The following is a 2888-nucleotide window of genomic DNA, read 5'->3' as shown; positions in this document are numbered from 1 at the left end:
CTCCACAACCTCGCCCACCTACACACCCACACCCACCACCCCATCACCTACACACCCACCCAACCCAACCAACCCGAACCCCCCGAACCACCCGACCCCGACCACACCGCCACCCACCTGCCCACCTACCCCTTCCAACACCACCACTACTGGCTCGACACGCCCACGCACACGGGCAACGGAAACGGGAACGGGCACAGGCACGCACCCGGGGAGACCCGTCTCTGGAATGCGGTGGACGAGGGCGATCTCCAGGCCCTCGCGGCGACCCTGAACCTGGGCCAGGAGGCGCTGACCGACGTCGTCCCCGCGCTGGCGGCCTGGCGCAAGAACCTGCGGCGCGACGGCGCCCTGGACGAGCGGCGCTACAAGATCGTTTGGAAGCCGTACACCCCGGGTTCGGACCGGGTGCCGGGACGCTGGCTCGTCCTGACCCGCCCCGAGCGCACGGAGGTGCGGGCGGTCGCGGACGCGCTAGCGGTACACGGCGCCGAAGTACGAGTGGCGGAGGCCGCCGCCTACGGCAGGTCGGACCTCGCCGAGGCGCTGCGGCAAGCGGTGGAGGACGGCGAGTTCGACGGGATCGTCTCCCTGCTCTCGCTGGACGGCGACAGGGTGCCCGGCGAACCTCATGTTCCGGCCGGTGCGGCGGGATCGGCGGCCCTCGTGCAGGCGGCCCTTGACACAGGCTTCACGGGAAGGCTCTGGACGCTCACCCGCGGGGCCGTCCGCACCGGCGAGGACGACGCTCCGCCGGACCCGTTCCAGGCCGTGACCTGGGGATTGGGCCTGGTGGCCGCGTTGGAGCACCCGGGCATGTGGGGCGGGCTGATCGACCTGCCCGGCGAAGGCGAACCGGACGACCGGACCTGGGAACGGCTGTGCGGCATCCTCGCCGATCCGGGGCCGGAGGACCAGCTCGCCATCCGGCCGACCGGGGTCCGGGTGCGCCGGCTGTCGCATGCCCCGCTTCACGGCCGTCCAGCCTCACGAACATGGCGGCCGGAGGGCACGGTTCTCATCACCGGCGGGACCGGGACGCTCGGCGCGCACGTGGCCCGGTACCTCGCCTCCCACGGCGCTCCGCACCTTCTGCTGGTGAGCCGCCGGGGTGGCGAGGCGCCAGGCGCCGAAGACCTACGGGACGAATTGGCCGCCCACGGCGCGGACGTGACCTTCGCACGGTGTGACATCTCCGACCGGGAGGCCCTGGCGGAGGTGCTGCAGGCCATCCCGGACGGGCATCCGCTGTCCGCCGTGGTGCACACGGCGGCCGTGCTGGACGACTGCGTCGTGGACGCGCTGTCGCCGGAGCGGATGGATCCCGTGCTGGCGGTGAAGGCGCAGGGCGCGCTGAATCTGCACGAGCTGACCGAGGGCCTGGAGCTGTCGGCGTTCGTGCTGTTCTCGTCGTTCTCCGCGACGTTCGGGTCGCCCGGGCTCGCGAACTACGCGCCCGGCAACGCCTTCCTGGACGCGCTGGCGGCGCGGCGGCGCGCGGCAGGGCTGCCCGCCACGTCGATCGCGTGGGGAAGCTGGGCGGGCGGCGGGATGGCCGAGGGGCGCGTCGGCGAACGCGCCCGCTCGCACGGCCTGTTCGAGATGGCCCCGGATGAGGCGACCGCCGCGCTCCAGCAGGTACTCGACCACGACGAGACGTTCCGGCTCATCGCCGACATCAGGTGGGACCGCTTCTCACCGATCTTCGCGTCCGAGCGGCCGAGCGCGCTGCTGCAGGATCTTCCCGAGATCAGGAAGCTGGCCGAGGCGCGAGCCGAGCGACCGGACGACGAAGCGAGCAGCCTCCGCCGGCGGCTGGGCGGGCTGGCCGGCCAGGAGCGGACGGACGCCCTGACCGAGCTGGTCCGCACGAACATCGCGGGCGTGCTGGGTCATCAATCGGCGGACACCATCGACGCCGGACGGGCCCTGACCGACCTCGGCTTCGACTCGCTGACGGCGGTCGAACTCCGAAACCGGCTCGCCGCGCTGACGGGGTTGAGGCTGCCGGCGACGCTGGTGTTCGACCACCCGACGGCGACGCGCATCGCACGGCTGCTGGCCGCCGAGCTGGAGGACGCCCCGGACACCGGTGGCGCAACGGCAACGGTCACCCACGTGGCCGCACCGGACGAACCGCTCGCGATCATCGGCATGGCGTGCCGGTTCCCGGGCGGGGTCCGTTCTCCGGAAGAGCTGTGGGAGCTGGTGCTGTCCGGCACCGACGCCATCGCCGACTTCCCCACCGACCGCGGCTGGGACCTTGAGGGCCTCTTCGATCCGGATCCTGACCGGCCCGGCACGAGCTACGTCCAGCACGGCGGGTTCCTGTACGACGTGGGCGACTTCGATGCGGGGTTCTTCGGCATCTCGCCGCGTGAGGCGCTCGCGATGGACCCGCAGCAGCGGATCCTGCTGGAGACCGCCTGGGAGGCGATCGAGAACGCGCGGATCGATCCCGCGTCGCTGCGCGGCAGCGCGACCGGGACCTTCGTCGGCTGCAACCAGCCGCAGTACGGAGGCGGCCTGGACCGAGTGCCTCCGGGCTTGGAAGGACACCTCCTCACCGGAACGAACGCGAGCGTGGTGTCGGGGCGGGTGGCCTACACCTTCGGGCTGGAAGGCCCGGCCGTGACCGTGGACACCGCCTGCTCCTCCTCCCTCGTCGCCCTCCACCTGGCCGCCCAGGCCATCCGCAACGGCGAATGCACGCTCGCCCTCGCCGGCGGTGTCGGGATCCTCGCGACGGCGGACCCGTTCCTCGGGTTCAGCCGCCAGCGCGGCCTCGCGCGCGACGGGCGGTGCAAGGCGTTCGGGGCCGGTGCCGACGGCATCGGCCTGGCCGAAGGCGCCGGCCTCGTCCTCATCGAACCCCTCACCCAAGCCCA

The 2888-nt window shown here is 72.5% G+C and carries 1 protein-coding gene; it reads left to right on the top strand.

Annotated elements, in window-relative coordinates:
• Positions 1–234 precede the first annotated feature (234 nt).
• A partial coding sequence (locus tag ABWI07_RS43805) for an SDR family NAD(P)-dependent oxidoreductase (protein ID WP_353822173.1) occupies positions 235–2888 on the top strand: 2654 nt, incomplete at its 3' end.

It is taken from the genome of Actinomadura sp. NPDC000600 (genome assembly GCF_040492135.1).
Taxonomy (GTDB): Bacteria; Actinomycetota; Actinomycetes; order Streptosporangiales; family Streptosporangiaceae; genus Spirillospora.
Note: the sequence above shows the minus strand (reverse complement) of the source record. Positions and strands in the feature narration are given on the sequence as shown.